The sequence below is a fragment of the Gordonia sp. NPDC003424 genome (assembly GCF_053588655.1).
The window spans coordinates 89,414-107,300 of record NZ_JBSFQJ010000005.1; the positions used below are offsets into that span (position 1 = coordinate 89,414).

The following is a 17,887-nucleotide window of genomic DNA, read 5'->3' on the forward strand; positions in this document are numbered from 1 at the left end:
CCGGCCACTTGCCACACCAGGAGATTTCATGAAACGAGTCGGCTACGACGACGAACACGAGATGTTTCGGGACACTGTTCGCGGCTTCGTGAACCGTGTGCTGCGTGGACGCCATGACGAGATGCTCGCCGAGAAGCTGGTGCCGCGTGACATCTGGACGGCGGCGGCCGAACAGGGGCTGCTCGGCTTGTCCATCCCCGAGCAGTACGGCGGCGCGGGCGCAGACGACTTCCGGTTCAACGCCATCGCCGCGGAAGAGATCTGTGCGTTGAGTCTCGGTGTCGGGTCCTGCTTTTCGATCCACTCCGACGTGTGCCCGCCCTACCTGGTCGAATTCGGTACCGAAGAGCAGAAGCAACGGTGGCTGCCCGCGATGGCCGCAGGTGAGGTCATCTGTGCTCTTGGCATGACCGAACCATCGGGCGGGTCGGATGTCGCGCACCTGACGACCAGTGCGATCCGGTCCGGAGACGATTGGGTTCTGAACGGCGCCAAGACATTCATCACCAACGGGCTCCAATCGGATCTTGTCCTGGTCGCTGCGCGCACCACGCCGGATGCCGGTGCCCGCGGGCTGACCATGTTCGCGGTCGAGGCCGGTACTCCCGGATTCGTCAAGGGGAGAAAGCTCGACAAGGTGGGGCAGGACGAGTCCGCCACGGCCGAGTTGTTCTTCGCCGATGCCCGGGTTCCGGACGACAATCGGATCGGTGAGGTGGACGCCGGCTTCACCATGATGATGCGCATGCTGAGCAAGGAGCGCGTCATCTCATCCGCGTCGAACATCGGACAGGTCCGGCAGATTCTCGACGAGACGATCGTCTACGCCAGGGAGCGGCGAGCCTTCGGCAAGCCCATCGGCTCCTTCCAGCACAACAAGTTCCTGCTCGCCGAACTCGTCACCGAGGTCGAGGTGGCCACCGCGTATCTCGACACCTGCCTCACTCAACTGGTCGCCGGAGAACTCGATGCGATCGGGGCGGCGAAGCTCAAGTGGTGGGTCTCCGAAGTGCAGAACCGGGTGCTCGACCACTGCGTCCAGCTTCACGGCGGATACGGGTTCATGAACGAGTACCGGGTGGCGCGCGCCTGGAAGGACGCTCGGGTCAGCAAGATATGGGCCGGCACCAACGAGATCATGAAAGAGGTCATAGGCCGCGAACTCCTGGGCTGAGCCGCCGGCGGCGCGGAGCCGGTCGAGAGCGCCGCGCCCGACGTCGTCAGCCGTTGCGCGCCAACCGCTTGAGCTTGGCCGGCGGCATCGGATGATTCAGGGCCAGAACGTGGCTCGGCGCGTCTGGGTCCGGCCAGCACAACAGTGCGCGACCCGATCGGATATCCCCGTCCAGGGTCACCGGTTCCCCGGTCGGACCGCTTCCGATCATCTTGATGTCCAGGCCGAACTGTTCGGTCCAGAAATAGCGAGACGGACGGTGCACCGGGGCGTCGTCAGGCGACAGCAGCGCGCGCGCCGCGGTCCTGCCCTGTTCGACGGCGTTGGTCCAGCTCGGCATCCGCGTGAACGCTCCGGCAGCGTCGCGGGTCACCGCCACGTCACCGGCGGCGACGATACCGGGCCGCACCCGGCATCGTTCGTCGACGACGAGTGCTCCGTGGGTGTCAAGACCGGACCCGGCCAACCACTCGACATTCGGGAGATCGCCGACCGCGGAGACCACGAGGTCGGCCTCGAATCGGCGCCCGTCGGCGGTCTGCACCCCCGTCGGCGCGTGGTCGCCGAGCAACTCCACTCCGCCGGCGTCCGCGACCACTTCGACTCCGGCCGCCTCGGCGACCGATCGGACATGGGCGGCGACCGGCGCGCCGAGGAATCGCTGCATGGGTGGCGCGACATCGAGGACGGTCACCGACTTGTCGAGCGTCAGGCAGGTGGAGGCGATCTCCATGCCGAGCACGCCGCCACCCACGACGAGAACAGAGTCGGCATCGATAAGCTTCTCCCGCAACCGAATACAGTCATCGGCGGTTCTCAGCACGTTCTCCGGTCGGCGGCCCCCGCCGAGCCGACGGGCCCGAGAGCCGGTTGCGATGACCAGTCCGTCGTAGGGTACGTCGCCGGCGGTGGTGACCACCACACGACGCTCCACGTCGAGCGCTGTCGCCCGCGTACCGACCCTGATGTCGGCTCCGATGTCTCCCGCGACGAGTGCGGTGTCGTCGAGAGGCTTGCCGGCCAGCACCTCCTTCGACAGCGGCACCCTGGTGTAGAACGGGCGATCCTCGGCGCTGAGCACCGTGATCCGGCCCTCGTACCCTTCGACCCGAAGGGTCTCGACCGCGGTAAGCGACGCGATCGAGCCTCCTACGACAACGACCCGGTTCATGGTCATGGTCATCCGACGACTTTCAACGCGGCCACCGGGCAGGCGCGCGCGCCGGCTTGCGCCTTCTTCTCCAGCGATGCCGGGATCTCGCCGCTCACAACCAATTCGACGACGGCGTCGTCGTCGAGCTCGTAGACCTCGGGGGCGAGTTCCTCACACAGGCCGTGCCCTTCACAGCGGCCCCGGTCGACGTCGATGTGCATCATTGATTTCTCCTTGTGACGATGCGGATGGTCCTTGTCAGGGTTTCGGCAATCCCGGGGCGTGCGGCGGCTTCGATCCCCTGGCGTTCACCGCGCAGGGCGTGGTGTCAGGCGATGCGCCATCAGGCCTCTCGGAGGTGGTCATGCCATGCAGGTCCCCATCGCTGGTGAGGATTCCGCCGTGGACGACGTGGTTCATGGTCTCCGAGACCGCCACCCCCTGGCCCGACGGGAACACCTCCGGATGCGACAGCACGTACCGGATATTCGGTGTCGCGGGCGACGGCCAGAACATCGCAATCTACAAGTGCCACAACAGAACCGAGATCTCGGATCGCGCGATAATGGGGATAGTGGGATAGGGATCGATGATCGCGGCACCGCTGTGGATATCGTGCGCGTGGCGGGGCAGAGTCGTGTGCACCGCGGGCTCCTGCGTGTCCTCGTTGGTTTGGGTTCACGTTCGTCACAGCGTCAGTTCGCCGGCACCAGTCGCAGCGGGAGCGATTCGTAGCCCCGGGTGATGCTGTTCACCGCGGGCACCGGGTCACCGGTGAACTCGATCCGCTCGACGCGGTCGATGAGTCGTTGCAACACCGCGACCACTTCCAGACGCGCCATTCCCTGTCCGGCACATCCGTGTACGCCGTGCCCGAAGGCGAGGTGTTCGGTGTTGTCGCGGGAGATGTCGAATCGGTCTGAGTCTTCCCACCGCCGCTCGTCGCGGTTGGCCGAAGCGAACAGCGCGAGCACCCGAGATCCCTCGGCGATCCGGACCCCGGACAGTTCGGTGTCGGCACCCACATATCGGGTGAACCCGCGGATCGGCGACTCGAGACGGATGACCTCGTTTAATGCACCGCCAACGAGGGAGGGGTTGGCGCGCAACGCATCCCACTGATCGGTGTGCTCGGCGAACAGAGCGAGCGCCGACGACAGCGCACTGATCGTGGTTTCCATCGACGGGGCGAAGTAGTCGACCATGATCACCGGGCATCGGTCGAGCGGGATCTCGCCCCGCTCTGCGGCGCTGACCAGATCGTCCGCGAGGGAACCGTGCGGAGTCCGATGCTCGGCGACTACCGACGCAGTGTAACCACCCAGCGCGACAACGTTTTCCATGGCGTCTGGGGTGCGTTCGGTGACGGGTCCGAAGCTCTCCATAGCCGCCTGCGCCCAGCGGAGTACGTGCGGCCGACAGTCCTCCGGAAGGCCGACGAAGTCGGGAATCACCTCCATCGGCATAGCCCTGGCGATATCGGTGACGCCGTCGATCGATTCCTTCGCCAGGGCCGCGTCGACCACCTGATCCGCGGCCGCCCCCACCCGGTCACGTTCGCTGCGCAGAGCACGGGGTGTCAGACGGTGTGCCAGCAGGCCCCGAAGGTGCTCATGCAGCTCATCGTCGCTGGTCAACGTGGTCCCGCTGGTGAACTGATTGACCGGTTCGGTCAACGCGACACCGCGCCCGGACCTGAAGATCTCGGGGCGTGACAGCACGTCTCGCACGTCGTCGTAACGTCCGACGGCCAGGATGTCCAGCCCGGGCAGCGCCACCACCGGGCCCAGTTCACGGATTGCGCGGTAGTGCTCATACGGGGCGAGGATCGCCTCGGAAGCGAAGATGTCATGGTCGTACGACGGGATCGTCAGTTGCATGTTTCGTTCCTGAAGGTGTGATTGCGGCCGCGCAAGACACGGCCGTTGGTGTGGTCGAACGGTCAGGCGATATCCGAGGAGAGACCGGAATCGTCACCCGCGAGGAGCAGCGCATCCGTGGCCATGCGAAGGTGATGAGAGAGTACCTCCAGGGCACGATCGACATCATGATCGACTGCGGCCTGCGCGAGCGCTTCATGTTCGCGCGCAACGTCATCGGCGCGAAGCAGGCCCGTGCTGCGCGACCAGTGCCGGTAGACCTCGCTCTGATCTCTCAGGGCCACGGCCATGTCCTGCAGTCTCCGGTTCGGGCATGCGGCGAGGAGCGCTGTATGAAATCGCCGATGGGCCGTGGCCCACGCAGGGTCGAGCGCGCCGTCGTCGCCGGCGACCGGTGTGCGGGCGAGCAGATGCGCGGCCGCGACAACCCCGGCTTCCCACTCGGCATCCCCGGCCAGAACGGATCGTCGAAGTGCGTCCGACTCCACCAGCAGACGGCATTCGGTGATCTGCTCGAGGTCGTCTGTACTGACGGAGACCACGCGATACCCGAGCTGTGCGCGCGATTCGACGAGCCCTTCGGCCGCCAGTCGCGGCAGAACTTCGCGCAAGACTCCGGCGCTCGAATCGAACTGCTGCGCTATCGCCCCCAGCCGGAGACGAGACCCCGGCTGCAGGTGCCCATCGAGAATGGCTCCCTTCACCGCTTCATACAGTGACTCCGAACTCGACTGGACTGTCATGTGACCCACACTACAGCACTATTTGCGCGAGACAAATAGATATGCGCAATTTTTCTGAACTTGCGCAATTTTGGATGGATTCGCAGCGCCGCCTCATACGGTCCGCAGACTCAGCGCCACCACCAACCGCGTCGCCGGGTCGTCGAGATCGATGCCGGTGACCGATTGCACCCGCCGGATCCGGTACCGCAGGGTATTCGGATGCACGTGCAACTCCCTTGCCGCAGTACGCACATCACCGAAGTGATCAAGGTAGGTGCGGAGCGACGAGGTGAACTCGCTACCGGTTTCGCGATCCATCTCGGCGAGTCCGACGATGCGGGAGTCGACGAGTTCGGGATTCGCGGCGAGGTAGGCGACGATCTCACCGAGCAGCACTCCGGTCTGCGATTGTCCGACCGTTGTCACGTCGGCGATGAGCTCGCCTTCCCGCTCGGCGGCGTCGAGCACCCGGTCGACCTGTGCACGCAGTCCCGGTACCTCGCGCAGCTGATCTCCCGGACCGGCCACCACCGCTCGCAGAGCCACCCCGAACTGTCGCGCCGCGGACTCCACCGCGGTGTGTGCCCATGAGACGGTGGAATCGATGTTGACCTGCGGGAGAACGACATACGCGCGATCACCGATCGTGGAGGTCACCGAGAGAGGACTGAACGCACTGGCATGCAAGGTCAGCGCCGACACCTCGCCCTGACCGGCGAATGCCGACGACGACCCGGTCGCGGCGAAGCCCACGACGGCGACCGGCACTCTGGCCGGGATCTCCAACTGCGACCCCAGGTAGTCCGCGTCGACCACGTCGCCGCGGGCACCCAGCAGCCGGCGCACCACCTCGTCGTGTCCCCCGCGTAGAGCTCCGCGCCGCGAGATCATTCGCGCCGCAACGGCCGCCGCACCGACGATGACGTCGTCGGTGTCCGGGGCGAGCGCACCGCTCCCCTCCTGAATCCAGATCGTGCCCAGGAACTCCCCGATCCGGTCCGCGGTCGTCGGGGTGCGTATCGCGACCGCCCGGCGGGCCCGCACACCCAGATCCGGCCGCTCCTCGACGGCGACGACCTCCGCGGTCGTCCGCAGGACATCCATCACTCCCCACTGCCGCAGCCATGCCATCATCTCCGCCGGCCCCTCACGGCCCAGGATCGACAGCCGCCGCAGATCGTCGGCTTCCTCCCCGGCACTGCTGTATGCGAGCACATGTGATCGCTCATCCTCGATGCTGACCAAACCGTTTGTACGCCTGGCCACCTCGGCGGCGAGATCGAACAGATCACCGGTCGCACCCGACCGCATGGATTCACCGCCGGCGTCGGAGTCGGCACCCGCCTGATCGAGAACCCGCGTCACCAAGTGATAGATCCGTTCCCACCGCGCGTGCGGGTCGACGGCCACCACCGCGATGCCGGAGGCTTCCGCCCGGGCCGCCACCCGCTCCGACGGCGCCTTGACGAGAATCGCCACCGGCACATGCGTCCCCAGCCCGGACAGCCAGGTCACGATGACGTCGTCCGGGATGCCGACGAGCAGGAACAGCTCGGCACCCCGCGCCGCGCGCCCGACCCCGAGGTGCACGTCGTCGACGTCGAGCAGCGCGACCGACGAGACACGCCGATCCAGTCCACCCGGCGCGCTGACCAGGGTGGCCACCGTGCGATCCAGGGCAAGCAGCAGTCGGCCGAGCGTCACGCCCGAAGGTGTGGTCATGCAGACAAGTATTGCTCATTCTCTTGTCAGATCCGACAACAGTTGGCTCCCACCGCCCCTTCAGGAGACCGCGACGGAGGACGGACTGCCGATTCCCTCGGCGCCGGCGTGCACGTCGGCGCCGCTCGGGCCGGCGCTGATCACCTCGGCACTGATGAGTCGGATTCGGACGTTCGCCACCGCACGGAACGCTTGTCGGATCAGACAACACACAGACCTCCAGTTTGACCAGAAGAACATGGTGTGCGGTGGGGCGGCGTGATGCACTACTGGTCATGGATGCCGTCACCACACCGCCGCGCCCGATCAACGAATCGATCCACACCTACGCCCCGGGAACACTCGAACGCGAACGACTCGCTGCCGAACTCTCCGCCCAGTCCGCTGCCGAACCGCGGGAATTCCCGCACGTGATCGGCGGTGCACCGCACCTCGGTGACGGCAACCGCATCGATGTCGTCCAGCCGCACGCGCATCGCGAGGTGCTGGGTTCGATGACGAACGCGACGCACGACGACGCACGCGCCGCCGTCGATGCGGCAATGAGCGCCCGACACGACTGGGCGGCCACCTCCTTCGATGATCGCGCCGCAGTCATCCTTCGCGCGGCGGACCTCCTCAGCGGACCGTGGCGGGAACGTATCGCCGCGGCCACCATGCTCGGCCAATCCAAGACCGCCCAGCAGGCCGAGATCGACGCGCCGTGCGAACTCGTCGACTTCTGGCGGTTCAACGTGGCATTCGCGCGCGAGATCCTTGCCGAGCAACCGGTCTCGTCGCCCGGCGTGTGGAACCGACTCGATCACCGGCCACTCGACGGCTTCGTCTACGCGATCACGCCGTTCAACTTCACCGCGATCGCCGCCAACCTGCCGACCGCACCTGTATTGATGGGCAACACCGTCGTGTGGAAACCGTCACCGACACAGGCCTATTCGGCGCACCTGACGATGGAGTTGCTGAAGGCGGCGGGACTTCCCGACGGGGTCATCAACCTGGTCCACGGCGACGGGCTCGCCGTCTCTGATGTGGCGCTGTCCGACGAGCATCTCGCCGGCATCCATTTCACCGGTTCCACCAAGACCTTTCAGCATCTGTGGCGGGAGGTCGGCACGAACATCGACCTCTACCGCAACTATCCCCGACTGGTCGGCGAAACCGGCGGCAAGGATTTCGTGGTCGCCCACGCGTCCGCAGACCCGGATGTGCTGCGCACCGCGCTGATCCGCGGCGCCTTCGAATACCAGGGCCAGAAGTGTTCGGCGGCTTCGCGCGCCTACATCGCGCGATCGGTGTGGGATCGGATGGGCGACGACTTCCTCACCGAGGCAAACGAACTCACCTACGGTGATGTGCGCGACCTGTCGAACTTCGGTGGCGCGATGATCGATCGGCGGGCCTTCGACAAGCAGGTCGCGGCGATCGACCGCGCCAAGACGGCACCTCACATGACGGTTGCGGCCGGCGGCGACTGCGACGACAGCGTCGGCTACTTCGTCCGGCCTACCGTCCTGCTGTCCGACGACCCCACCGACGAGGCGTTCGCCACCGAGTACTTCGGGCCACTCCTCACGGTTCACGTCTACGACGACCACGACTTCGAACAGGTTCTGACCCAGGTGGATTCCACCGCGAAGTACGCCCTCACCGGATCCATCATCGCCACCGACATCGCCGCGGTGGACAAAGCGGGCAGCGCCTTGCGCCAGGCGGCCGGCAACTTCTACATCAACGACAAGCCGACCGGCGCGGTCGTCGGGCAACAGCCGTTCGGCGGCGCCCGCGCGTCGGGGACCAACGACAAGGCCGGGTCGAAGGCCAACCTGATGCGGTGGACCTCGACCCGCACGATCAAGGAAACCTTCGTCCCGCCAACCGAATCCGGATACCCGCACATGAGATGACCAGATCGCATCGTAACCTCCACGGCACGCTTGGTGATCTCGATGCGCTCGTCGCTAGCGCTCCTCGCTTACTCGATCAGCGGAGGTGGAGCCCCCACCGCCGGACGAGTAGCCAGCGAGTCGGCGTATCGAGACCACTCCCGCCCCACCCGCCGGTCGAGTAGCCAGCGAGCGCAGCGAGCCGGCGTATCGAGACCACTCCCGCCCAACCGCCGGTCGAGTAGCCAGCGAGCGCAGCGAGCCGGCGTATCGAGACCACCTCCCGCCCCACCCGCCGGTCGAGTAGCCAGCGAGCGCAGCGAGCCGGCGTATCGAGACCACCTCCCCCTCCCACCGAAAGTGAACCCCAGATGAGCAAGTTCTTCGACACCGCGCTCCGTCCGGCGATCATGTCGGCCGCCGCCAACGACCGCATCAAGGCGTCATCGCAGCGTCTTTCGGTGACCCGGCGAGTCGTCGAACGCTTCGTGCCCGGCGAAACCGAGGCCGACGTCCTCGCCGCCATCGAAGCCTCACTGCGCGATGGGCTGTCGGTGACCATCGACTACCTGGGTGAGGACACCACCGATGAGGCGCAGGCCACGGCAACCGTCGACGCCTATCTCGCGCTGATGTCCTCGATGTCACAGCTACGCTCGGAACTGCCGGGCGCCCTCGAGGTCTCACTGAAGCTCACCGCGTTGGGCCAGACCCTTCCGAGGCACGGCCGCAAGATCGCCGAGGAGAACGCCCACACCATCTGCAGCGCGGCCCGCGATGCCAGAGTCCTGGTCACCGTCGATGCCGAGGACCACACCACCGTCGACGAGCGACTCGACATCGTGCGATCGCTGCGCACCGAGTTCGACGACGTCGGCACCGTCCTGCAGGCGTATCTGCGCCGCACCGAGGACGACTGCCGCGAGGCCGCCGAGAACGGTGCGCGCATCCGCCTGTGCAAGGGCGCTTACGCCGAACCCCCGACGGTGGCGTTCGGTGACCGCGCACAGATCGACGAGGCTTATCTCCGCTGCCTGCGAATCCTCATGAAGGGCAACGGATACCCGATGGTGGCCAGTCACGATCCGGTCATGATCGGCGCTGCCGGAGAGCTCGCGACCGAATGCGGTCGACTCCCCGACTCCTGGGAACACCAGATGCTCTACGGCATCCGGTCCGACGAGCAGCGCCGTCTGGCCGGCGACGGTCGGCGCGTGCGCGTCTACATCCCTTTCGGCACCGAATGGTACGGCTACTTCGTTCGTCGCCTGGCCGAGAAGCCCGCCAACCTGACGTTCTTCCTGCGGTCGTTGGTGGGCTGAGGATCAGCCCAGCGGCTGCGCCCGGCGCACGTGATCCGCCGCCCGCGCCGGATCGAGCTCGACGTCGGCTCGCAGCACCGCTGGTCCGACGCGCAGCACCCCGGAGGTCAGCGGCTGCGCACGCAAACCACCCCGGCCGATGAGCGCCTTACGGACACCATCGCCGGCCATCGTGTCCATCCACGCGCACGGGTGGGCCGGCCGCCCGCCACGGAACACGATCGCGCCGTCGCCCGTGTCGATGGCGAACTCGTGCCCGCGGAGCGGATCGAGTTCGAGCCCCCGCACCACCACGTTCCGTCGCGCGACCACCGGGTCGGCATCGCCCGCCGCCGCCTGCCACGCCTCGAGCGCCAGAAACGTCACCGCGGCCTCGGTATGCGCACGCACCCCGAAGAACCGGTCGCCCCGAATCCCTTTGTCGGCCACCACGTCCACCGAGTCCGGCGTCGACGTCACGACGTCGTCCGCCGGACCGTCCTTCGGCCGCCCGAAGTACGCATGCGCCGGTGACACCACCAGCGAAACGATCTCGAACCGATAATCCACACCTGCCACCCTAGACATCGCCCGGCATTGATAAAGAGCATGTCTCAGTGGGCGCAAATTGGATACTGGCGCAGGTCAAATGGGGTGGATAGCCTGAAACCATGCTCGTCGCACCCACCACTCTGGTCGCCGCCACGTCGTCGGAAGATCTTGCCGCAGCACGCAAACAAGCGCAATCGTGGCGCTCACCGGAGATGGCGATCGTCGATCGCGACCTCACCGACGCGGCGCTCGCCGATCTGATCGCCACCGCCGAATCGATCGCCGACGACTCGTTCGGGCGCGCGGTCACCGCGATCCAGGCGGCGCGCGCCGGGGAGTTCCCGACCATCCCGCATGTCGACGCGGCGACCGAGATCATGCGCAGCTTCCTGCGCCAAGACCTCATCGACGGGTGGCTCTACGTCCGCGAGTCCGACGGCTATCTGCATCCGTACCTCGTGATGGACATCGTGATGGAGCACGCCGATCGCACACACGGGCCGCGCATCAAGTTCACCATGGAGGCCGACAATGCCACGGTGAAGCGCCCCTCTCGCAAGCCGCGGGTGCTGTTCTTCGAGGAGACCGAGATCGTCGGCAAGAATCCCGCCGATGTCCTCGTCGCCGGTGGGGCATACAAGGAGACCCCCGACCTGAAGGCCGAATACCAGGAACGTCGAGACGCGTATCAGCAGATCATCGACGACGGATTCGGCACGCAGTATCGCTTCACGGGACGCGTCATCCGCACCGACGACTATCGGTCGCCCAACAAACGCGAGAACCGCAAGGTCGTCCACGATGTGGCCCCCAGCGAGATCGCCGCCCTGCGGATGGTCGGACCGTCGATACTGTTCGACGGCGACTCCTACGGCCCGGTGCCGGTGATCACCGCGGTGCGCGTCTTCGACCTTGGCGCACAAGACTTCCTCGACGTGAACACCGGCGACCTCACCGAGTACGTCTACGACCCCCACCTGCAGGACAAGCTGGTCCTCCCTGACGATCAGCGGGAACTTCTCAACATCCTCACCACCGACATCTCGGTGTTCACCGGGGACATCATCGACGGCAAGTCCGCGGGAAACGTCATCCTCGCCAAGGGACGGCCCGGCGTCGGCAAGACCCTGACCGCCGAGGTCTATGCCGAGGTGACCGGGCGTCCCCTGTACTCCATCCACTCCGGATCCCTGGGCATCACAGCGGAATTGGTCCGCAAGAACCTCGAGGTCATCTTCGATCGGGCAAAGCGGTGGGACGCGGTACTGCTCCTCGACGAGGCCGACGTCTTCGTCATGGAACGCGGCCTGGACCTCGGGCAGAACGCGATCGTCGCCGAATTCCTGCGCACCCTCGAATATTTCGACGGCCTGCTGTTCCTGACCACCAACCGGATCGACGGCGTGGACGAGGCGATCCTGGCCCGCTGCGCCGCCGTCATCGAATATCAGCCGCCGGGGCCCGAGGATGCGCGTCAGGTCTGGCAGATCCTCGCCGCCGGCAACGACGTCACGCTCGACGAGGACCTGCTCGACGACCTGGTCGGCGGATTCCCCGACATCACCCCGCGCGACATCAAAATGCTTCTGCGCCTGGCGCTCCGGATGGCCAAGCACCGCGGCACCGAACCCGACCCCGCGGTGTTCGCCGCGAGCGCGCGTTTCCGTGGGCTGCACTACGTGGCCCCGTCCGAGCGACGGTAGGACCACTTCCTCCCCCCGATTTCTGTTCCTCCCCTCAAAGCATGCAGGGGAGGAACACAATTCGGGAGGAAGAACGCAAACGACAACCGAGGACCCGCCACTTTGGGACGGGTCCTCGGTTGTTTCAGGTCGCGCTCAGGCTTCCGGATCGAGCACGAAGTCGTATTCGGTGACGAAGCCCTCGCCGTTCGGGTTGTCCTTGACGTCGAGCATCAGTTCCGGCTTCACGGCCGAGGCGATGTCGTCGCCGTTGTGCGGATCACCCGGGAAGTAGAGCTGCGAGGTGATCAGCTGGTGGCCGGGCGCGCTGATCTTGAAGTGCAGGTGAGCCGGACGCCAGGCGTGCCAGCCGGCCGCCGCGATGAGCTGCCCGCAGGCACCGTCGGTCGGGATCATGTAAGGCGCAGGCCGCAGGGTGTGGATCTCGAAGTTGCCGTCCTCGTTGGCAATCCAGGTTCCACGCAGGTTCCATTCCGGCAGGCCGGGGGCGAACTGCGAGTAGAAGCCGAGATCGTCGGCGTGCCACAGTTCGAGCTTGGCACCGGGAAGCGGTGTGCCGTCGACCGCGCGAACCTGACCGGAGAACACCAGCGGGTCGCCCGGCTCGTCGTCGCGCATCGGAATCGTGCCGTTCCACGACAATTCGGGCGAATCGGGGATGTAGTACGGACCCTCGATGGTGCCCTTGCTGCCTTCGCGATCGGCGTTGGCGACCTCTTCCACCGAGTGCTCGAGCCAGACGTCGAGGAACAGCGGCCATTCGCCGTCGGTGCCGACCTTGATGAGCCACGCCTTGAGTGCGTTGTACTCCTCGTAGCTGACCTTGTCCTCGAGGACGATGTCGTTGAGGCTCTTGATCACCTTGGAGGCAAGGTAATTCACGCGGGCGGTGTCGATGACGCCGGAGCGACCGCCGGCCGCAGCCATGCGCTCGGCGAACTGGGCCGAGGCGTTGGCACCGGATTCGGCGGCCTTCGCGGTGACTTCGGCATCGAAGCTCGTGGTGTTGGTCATGGTGGGAACTCCTTCTTGTGATTGGCCGGAGGGGCTGACGCTGTGGGTGAGGGCCGGTCAGCCCGCAGCGATATCCGATGGGTGGGTGGCCAGGGCGGTCACCTTGATGGTCATGTACGGGAAAAGCGGTAGCCCGGAGAGGATTCCGTGCAACTCGTCGTTGTCGTCGACATCGAAGATGGAGTAGTTGGAGTACTCGCCGACGATCCGCCAGATGTGTGGCCACTTGCCGGACCGTTGGAGCTCCTGTGAGTACGCCTTCTCCCGGGCCACGGTCTCGGCGCGGGTGTCCGGGTCGAGATCGTCGGGGATGTTGACGTCCATCCGTACGTGGAAGAGCATGGTCGTGTCGTACTCCTATCCGGCTGTCACAGATCAATTCGGTAGCGGGACAATTTCTCTGGGTCGATCTCGATGCCGATCCCCGCACTCGACGAGCGATGGAGGTGTCCATCGTGGATCTGCAAGGGGTGTGCCAGCAGGTCGTCGCTCATGTCGAGGAAGTTCGAGAGTTCACCGGCGTTGCGCGATGTCGACTCGAACGCGGTCCCGAAGGCGAGGGTGCAGGCGGTGCCGACCTGACCGTCGATCTGGTTGCCCATCACCAACTCCAGGCCCAGACCCTCGGCTAGGTGGTGGACGCGCCGCGATCCGGTGAAGCCGGTGCGGGCGGTCTTGATACTCAGCGCGGTGGCCGATCCGCCCAGGATCTCCCGGGTCACATCCGCCGGCGTCGGCACCGACTCGTCGGCGATGAACGGCACGTCGAGTTGCTCGACGAGCCACCGCCGACCCAGCACATCGTCCGCGGGACAGAGCTCTTCGGCGAACAGGAGATCCAGGTCGGCCATTTCCTTCATGGCGCGCAACGATTCGGCGGCGGTCCATCCGCGGTTGCCGTCGACGTAGAGTTCGATCTCGTCGCCGAAGCGCTCGCGCAACGCCCGCACCACCGCGGTGTCCAGGTTCACCGGACGACGGCCCACCTTCACCTTGAAGGTCCGGATTCCGTAGGTGTCGACCATCTTCTCGGCCTCGGCGACCATCGTGGCCGGCTCGTCGAATCCGAGCATGTGGCTGACCCGCATCCGGTCGGTGAAACCGCCCAGCAGGTCGCTCACCGGCAAGCCGAGCGTCTTTCCGAGTGCATCCCAGATCGCCATGTCCACCGCGGCTTTCGCGGTCGGATTGCCGACGGTGCGCGCCAGCCGTCCGGTCACCACCTCACGCTCGAGCAAGGTCAGCCCGATCACCTGCGGGGCGAACACCTTCGTGACGACCGCGATGATGCCGTCCTGGGTCTCGCCGTAGGTGAACGGGCGCGGCGGCGCCTCGGCGACTCCGACGATGCCGTCGTCGGTGTGCACGCGCACCAGGACATGTTCTGCCGCATGGACTTCGCCGGACGCGAATTTCAGCGGCTTGGTGTACGGAATGGCGAATGGAATCGCTTCGATCGCAGTGATCTTCACAGATGTTCTCCCACGTTTGTGAGTGCGAAGGTGGTGGCGACGACGTCGGCGACCGCGTCGACGACGGGGTTGTCGTCGCCCGACCTCCAGGCCAGGGCGATTTCGATGGTCTCGGCGTCCACGAGGTCGCGGATGACGAGGCCGTCGAGAGGTAGTGATCGCACCGACGCGGGTAGCACCGCGACGCCGAGACCGGCGGCGACCAGGGCGAGCAGGACTGCGGTACCGGAGGCGTCGTGTGCGCGGTCCGGCACGAATCCGGCTGCGCGGCAGCTCCGGATCGCGGCGTCGTTGACCGCCGAGTCCCGCGTGTTGTACATGACGAACGATTCGTTGCGGAGGTCGTCGACCGAGACCACCGGCTCGACGGCCAGACGATGGTCGACGGCCACCGCGAGGACCAGCTGCTCGACCTCGATGGTGCGCATCTCGATGCCCTCACCGATCAGCGGCGGACGAAGCACGCCGAGGTCGAGGGTCATGTTGCGCAGGCCGTCGCATTGCTGGGGCGTGAGCATGTCGGACTGCACTTGCAGGTCCACGTCCGGCAGTTCCCGCTTCACCACCCGGGCGATGCGCGGAAGATGCGAGAAGGCAGCGATCCCGGTGAGCCCGAGTCGGATGAAGCCACTTCGGCCGGCCGCAATACGTCGGACACCCGTGACGGCCGTGTCGACATCGCCCAGAATTCGTTCGGCCTCGATCTTCAGGTACTCGCCGGCCGGCGTGAGCGTGACCTGGCGCGTGGTGCGGGTGAACAGCGTGACGTCGAGTTCGGATTCGAGCTGGCGGATCGCGTAGGACAGGGCTGGCTGCGCCACGTGCAGCAGGGCCGCCGCCTGCCCGAAATGACAAGTGTCGGCAACGGCTGCAAAGTACCGCAGATGCCGTAACTCCATGTCAGCACGCTTTCCTGTCTGTCTCACTCATGGTGCACCCCTGTGACCGGCACCACGCCTGAAACCACCGTAAGCGCTCGATACATACGAGACAAGGACATGGATTCCCATGATTGATTGATTTGATCGATCAATTTGATGCTTGGTCAGGACTAGCAATTGCCCGGGTGTGATCGCCACCACGCAGTGACAGAGTTCAAGTACAGCCCACATCCAGGAGGTAGAGAATGACCGCGTCGATCAGCGACAACCTGCACCACGTCAACACGGTCTTGGCGGATGCCGTCATCGACGATCGAGAAGCCGGGGTCTATCGGGCCAACCGACGGATCTTCACCGACGAGGAGATCTTCGAACTCGAGATGCGCTACATCTTCGAGGGCAACTGGATCTACCTCGCGCACGAAAGCCAGATCGCCAACCCGGGCGACTACTTCACCACCTACATCGGCCGCCAGCCCGTCGTCATCACCCGCGACAAGGACGGCGAACTGCACTGCCTCATCAACGCGTGCGCGCACCGCGGAGCGATGATCTGCCGCCGCAAGACCGACAACCGCATGACGCTCACCTGCCCGTTCCACGGTTGGACGTTCCGCAACGACGGCACCCTGCTGAAGGTGAAGGATCCCGACGACGCCGGCTATCCGGACACGTTCAACGTCAACGGTTCTCACAACCTGACCAAGGTCGCGCAGTTCGGCAACTATCGGGGATTCCTCTTCGGCAGCCTCAACCCGGATGTGCAGTCACTCGAGGATCACCTCGGCGACACGACCAAGGTGATCGACATGCTCGTCGACCAGTCCCCCGACGGGCTCGAGGTGCTGCGCGGTGCATCGACCTACACCTACGACGGTAACTGGAAAGTGCAGGCGGAGAACGGCGCCGACGGCTACCACGTCACCGCCACCCACTGGAACTACGCGGCCACCACCTCGCGGCGCAGCACCGGTGAGTCCAGGAACGACACGAAGGCACTCGACGCCGGCGGCTGGGGCAAGTCCGGCGGCGGCTACTGGTCATACCCCAACGGTCATCTGTGCCTGTGGACCTGGGCCGCCAATCCGCAGGATCGCCCGCTGTGGGACAAGATGGATGAGCTCAAGGAGAAGTTCGGCGACGCCAAGGGCGAATTCATGGTGAAGGGCTCACGCAACCTGTGCCTCTACCCGAATGTCTATCTGATGGACCAGTTCTCGACCCAGATCCGTCACTTCCGTCCGATCGCCCCGGACAAGACCGAGGTCACCATCTACTGCATCGCACCCAAGGGGGAAAGCGATGCCGCGCGCGCACATCGCATCCGGCAGTACGAGGACTTCTTCAACGCGTCGGGGATGGCCACGCCGGACGATCTCGAGGAGTTCCGGTCCTGCCAACTGACCTTCCGCGCCGAGGCCGCCCCGTGGAACGACATGAGCCGCGGCGCCGAGCACTGGCTCACCGGACCCGACCCCGTCGCGAAAAGCCTTGACATGCCCGGTGTCATCTCGGCCGGCGTGAAGAACGAGGACGAGGGTCTCTACCCCATCCAGCACGGCTATTGGCTGGAGGTCATGCGCAAGGCCGCCGAGGCCGAGGAGACACTGGCCGAACAAGCCACGTCGTAGGTCGATCTCGATGCACTCGTCGCAAGCTCCTCGCTTACTCGATCCACGGGGAAAGGCCCCAGGCGAGTTCCCCTCGCCGGTCGATCTCGATGCACTCGTCGCAAGCTCCTCGTTTACTCGATCCACGGGGAAAGGCGCCAGCCGAGGGCCCCTCGCCGGTCGAGTAGCCCGAGGCGCTAGCCGACTTCCGCTGGTCGAGTAGCCCGAGGCGCCAGCCGAGGGCGTATCGAGACCCCCTTCCACCTCGAGACAAGGATTCACCCCATGACCACCACCGAATCAACCCCCACCACCGGCTCAAAACTCATCACCCAGAACACGATCGAGCAGTTCCTCTACCGCGAGGCCCGCTACCTCGACGACCGCGAGTTCGAGAAGTGGCTCGAGTGCTACGCCGACGACGTCATCTACTGGATGCCGTCGTGGGACGACCGCGACCGGCTCACCGAGGACCCGCAACGCGAGATCTCGCTGATCTACTACGGCAACAAGGGCGGCCTGGAGGATCGGGTGTTCCGCATCCGTACCGAACGATCCTCGGCCACGTCACTTCCGGAGCCCCGCACCAGCCACAACATCTCCAACGTCGAGGTCATCGAACGCCGCGGCGATCTCGTGGACGTCCGATTCAACTGGCACACCATGTATTTCCGCTACAACACCGTCGACCCGTACTACGGCACCTCGTTCTACACGATCGACTTCTCCGGCGACCAACCGCTGATCCGCCGAAAGACCGTGGTGCTCAAGAACGACTACATCCACCACGTCGTCGACATCTATCACTTCTGAGGAG

16 protein-coding genes are annotated in these 17,887 nt (G+C 65.6%); 6 read left to right on the top strand and 10 right to left on the bottom strand.

Annotated features, from left to right (window positions below):
• Nucleotides 1-28 precede the first annotated feature (28 nt).
• On the top strand, nucleotides 29-1,174 hold the full coding sequence (locus ACWDTI_RS09510) for an acyl-CoA dehydrogenase family protein (protein ID WP_449737823.1): 1,146 nt from the start codon (nucleotides 29-31) through the stop codon (nucleotides 1,172-1,174).
• Nucleotides 1,175-1,220: 46 nt separating this feature from the next.
• Here the strand turns inward: ACWDTI_RS09510 and ACWDTI_RS09515 are convergent, their stop codons facing one another.
• The 5 genes from ACWDTI_RS09515 to ACWDTI_RS09535 all read right to left on the bottom strand — a co-directional run bounded on the left by ACWDTI_RS09515 (nucleotide 1,221) and on the right by ACWDTI_RS09535 (nucleotide 6,654).
• Entirely contained in the window at nucleotides 1,221-2,357 is a 1,137-nt protein-coding gene (locus tag ACWDTI_RS09515) for an NAD(P)/FAD-dependent oxidoreductase (RefSeq protein ID WP_449737824.1), read from the bottom strand.
• Nucleotides 2,354-2,551: a ferredoxin gene (locus ACWDTI_RS09520; protein ID WP_449737825.1), complete on the bottom strand. Its 198-nt coding sequence runs from the start codon at nucleotides 2,549-2,551 to the stop codon at nucleotides 2,354-2,356. The genes ACWDTI_RS09515 and ACWDTI_RS09520 overlap by 4 nt, the downstream gene beginning before the upstream one ends.
• A 471-nt stretch (nucleotides 2,552-3,022) precedes the next feature.
• Nucleotides 3,023-4,207 carry a cytochrome P450 gene (locus tag ACWDTI_RS09525; protein WP_449737826.1) on the bottom strand — a complete coding sequence of 395 codons (1,185 nt, stop codon included), beginning with the start codon at nucleotides 4,205-4,207 and terminating at the stop codon, nucleotides 3,023-3,025.
• Between the two features lie 62 nt (nucleotides 4,208-4,269).
• Nucleotides 4,270-4,950 carry a GntR family transcriptional regulator gene (locus ACWDTI_RS09530; RefSeq protein WP_449737827.1) on the bottom strand — a complete coding sequence of 227 codons (681 nt, stop codon included), beginning with the start codon at nucleotides 4,948-4,950 and terminating at the stop codon, nucleotides 4,270-4,272.
• A gap of 93 nt (nucleotides 4,951-5,043) precedes the next feature.
• Entirely contained in the window at nucleotides 5,044-6,654 is a 1,611-nt protein-coding gene (locus ACWDTI_RS09535) for a PucR family transcriptional regulator (protein ID WP_449737828.1), read from the bottom strand.
• Between the two features lie 275 nt (nucleotides 6,655-6,929).
• Between ACWDTI_RS09535 and pruA the strand changes: the two genes are divergently transcribed.
• Together pruA and ACWDTI_RS09545 are read left to right on the top strand one after the other, a co-directional pair.
• Complete coding sequence (gene pruA / locus ACWDTI_RS09540) at nucleotides 6,930-8,558, top strand: L-glutamate gamma-semialdehyde dehydrogenase (RefSeq protein ID WP_449737829.1); 1,629 nt, start codon at nucleotides 6,930-6,932, stop codon at nucleotides 8,556-8,558.
• A gap of 350 nt (nucleotides 8,559-8,908) precedes the next feature.
• Nucleotides 8,909-9,859, top strand: coding sequence for a proline dehydrogenase family protein (locus tag ACWDTI_RS09545; protein ID WP_449737830.1), 951 nt, complete (start codon nucleotides 8,909-8,911; stop codon nucleotides 9,857-9,859).
• Nucleotides 9,860-9,862: 3 nt separating this feature from the next.
• Here ACWDTI_RS09545 and ACWDTI_RS09550 read toward each other — a convergent pair whose 3' ends face one another.
• A complete protein-coding gene (locus ACWDTI_RS09550) occupies nucleotides 9,863-10,408 on the bottom strand; it encodes a molybdenum cofactor biosysynthesis protein (protein ID WP_449737831.1) in 546 nt (181 codons plus the stop codon).
• A gap of 101 nt (nucleotides 10,409-10,509) precedes the next feature.
• On the opposite strand from ACWDTI_RS09550, the gene ACWDTI_RS09555 reads away from it, so the two are divergent.
• On the top strand, nucleotides 10,510-12,093 hold the full coding sequence (locus tag ACWDTI_RS09555; RefSeq protein ID WP_449737832.1) for an AAA family ATPase: 1,584 nt from the start codon (nucleotides 10,510-10,512) through the stop codon (nucleotides 12,091-12,093).
• A gap of 135 nt (nucleotides 12,094-12,228) precedes the next feature.
• On the opposite strand, the gene catA is transcribed toward ACWDTI_RS09555, so the two are convergent.
• From catA to ACWDTI_RS09575, 4 genes are read right to left on the bottom strand one after another with little or no spacing between them, the layout of a single operon-like run.
• The gene (gene catA, locus ACWDTI_RS09560) at nucleotides 12,229-13,107 is read right to left on the bottom strand and encodes a catechol 1,2-dioxygenase (RefSeq protein WP_449737833.1); all 879 of its coding nucleotides are present in this window, start codon (nucleotides 13,105-13,107) and stop codon (nucleotides 12,229-12,231) included.
• Between the two features lie 57 nt (nucleotides 13,108-13,164).
• Nucleotides 13,165-13,449, bottom strand: a complete 285-nt coding sequence (gene catC, locus ACWDTI_RS09565) for a muconolactone Delta-isomerase (protein WP_449737834.1) — start codon at nucleotides 13,447-13,449, stop codon at nucleotides 13,165-13,167.
• 26 nt (nucleotides 13,450-13,475) lie between these two features.
• Entirely contained in the window at nucleotides 13,476-14,579 is a 1,104-nt protein-coding gene (locus ACWDTI_RS09570) for a mandelate racemase/muconate lactonizing enzyme family protein (protein ID WP_449737835.1), read from the bottom strand.
• The gene (locus tag ACWDTI_RS09575; protein WP_449737836.1) at nucleotides 14,576-15,478 is read right to left on the bottom strand and encodes a LysR substrate-binding domain-containing protein; all 903 of its coding nucleotides are present in this window, start codon (nucleotides 15,476-15,478) and stop codon (nucleotides 14,576-14,578) included. The genes ACWDTI_RS09570 and ACWDTI_RS09575 overlap by 4 nt, the downstream gene beginning before the upstream one ends.
• Before the next feature lie 227 nt (nucleotides 15,479-15,705).
• Here ACWDTI_RS09575 and benA point away from each other — a divergent pair, with 227 nt between their 5' ends.
• A complete protein-coding gene (benA, locus tag ACWDTI_RS09580; RefSeq protein WP_449737837.1) occupies nucleotides 15,706-17,091 on the top strand; it encodes a benzoate 1,2-dioxygenase large subunit in 1,386 nt (461 codons plus the stop codon).
• A 264-nt stretch (nucleotides 17,092-17,355) separates the two neighbouring features.
• Complete coding sequence (gene benB, locus ACWDTI_RS09585; RefSeq protein WP_449737838.1) at nucleotides 17,356-17,883, top strand: benzoate 1,2-dioxygenase small subunit; 528 nt, start codon at nucleotides 17,356-17,358, stop codon at nucleotides 17,881-17,883.
• Nucleotides 17,884-17,887: the final 4 nt, after the last annotated feature.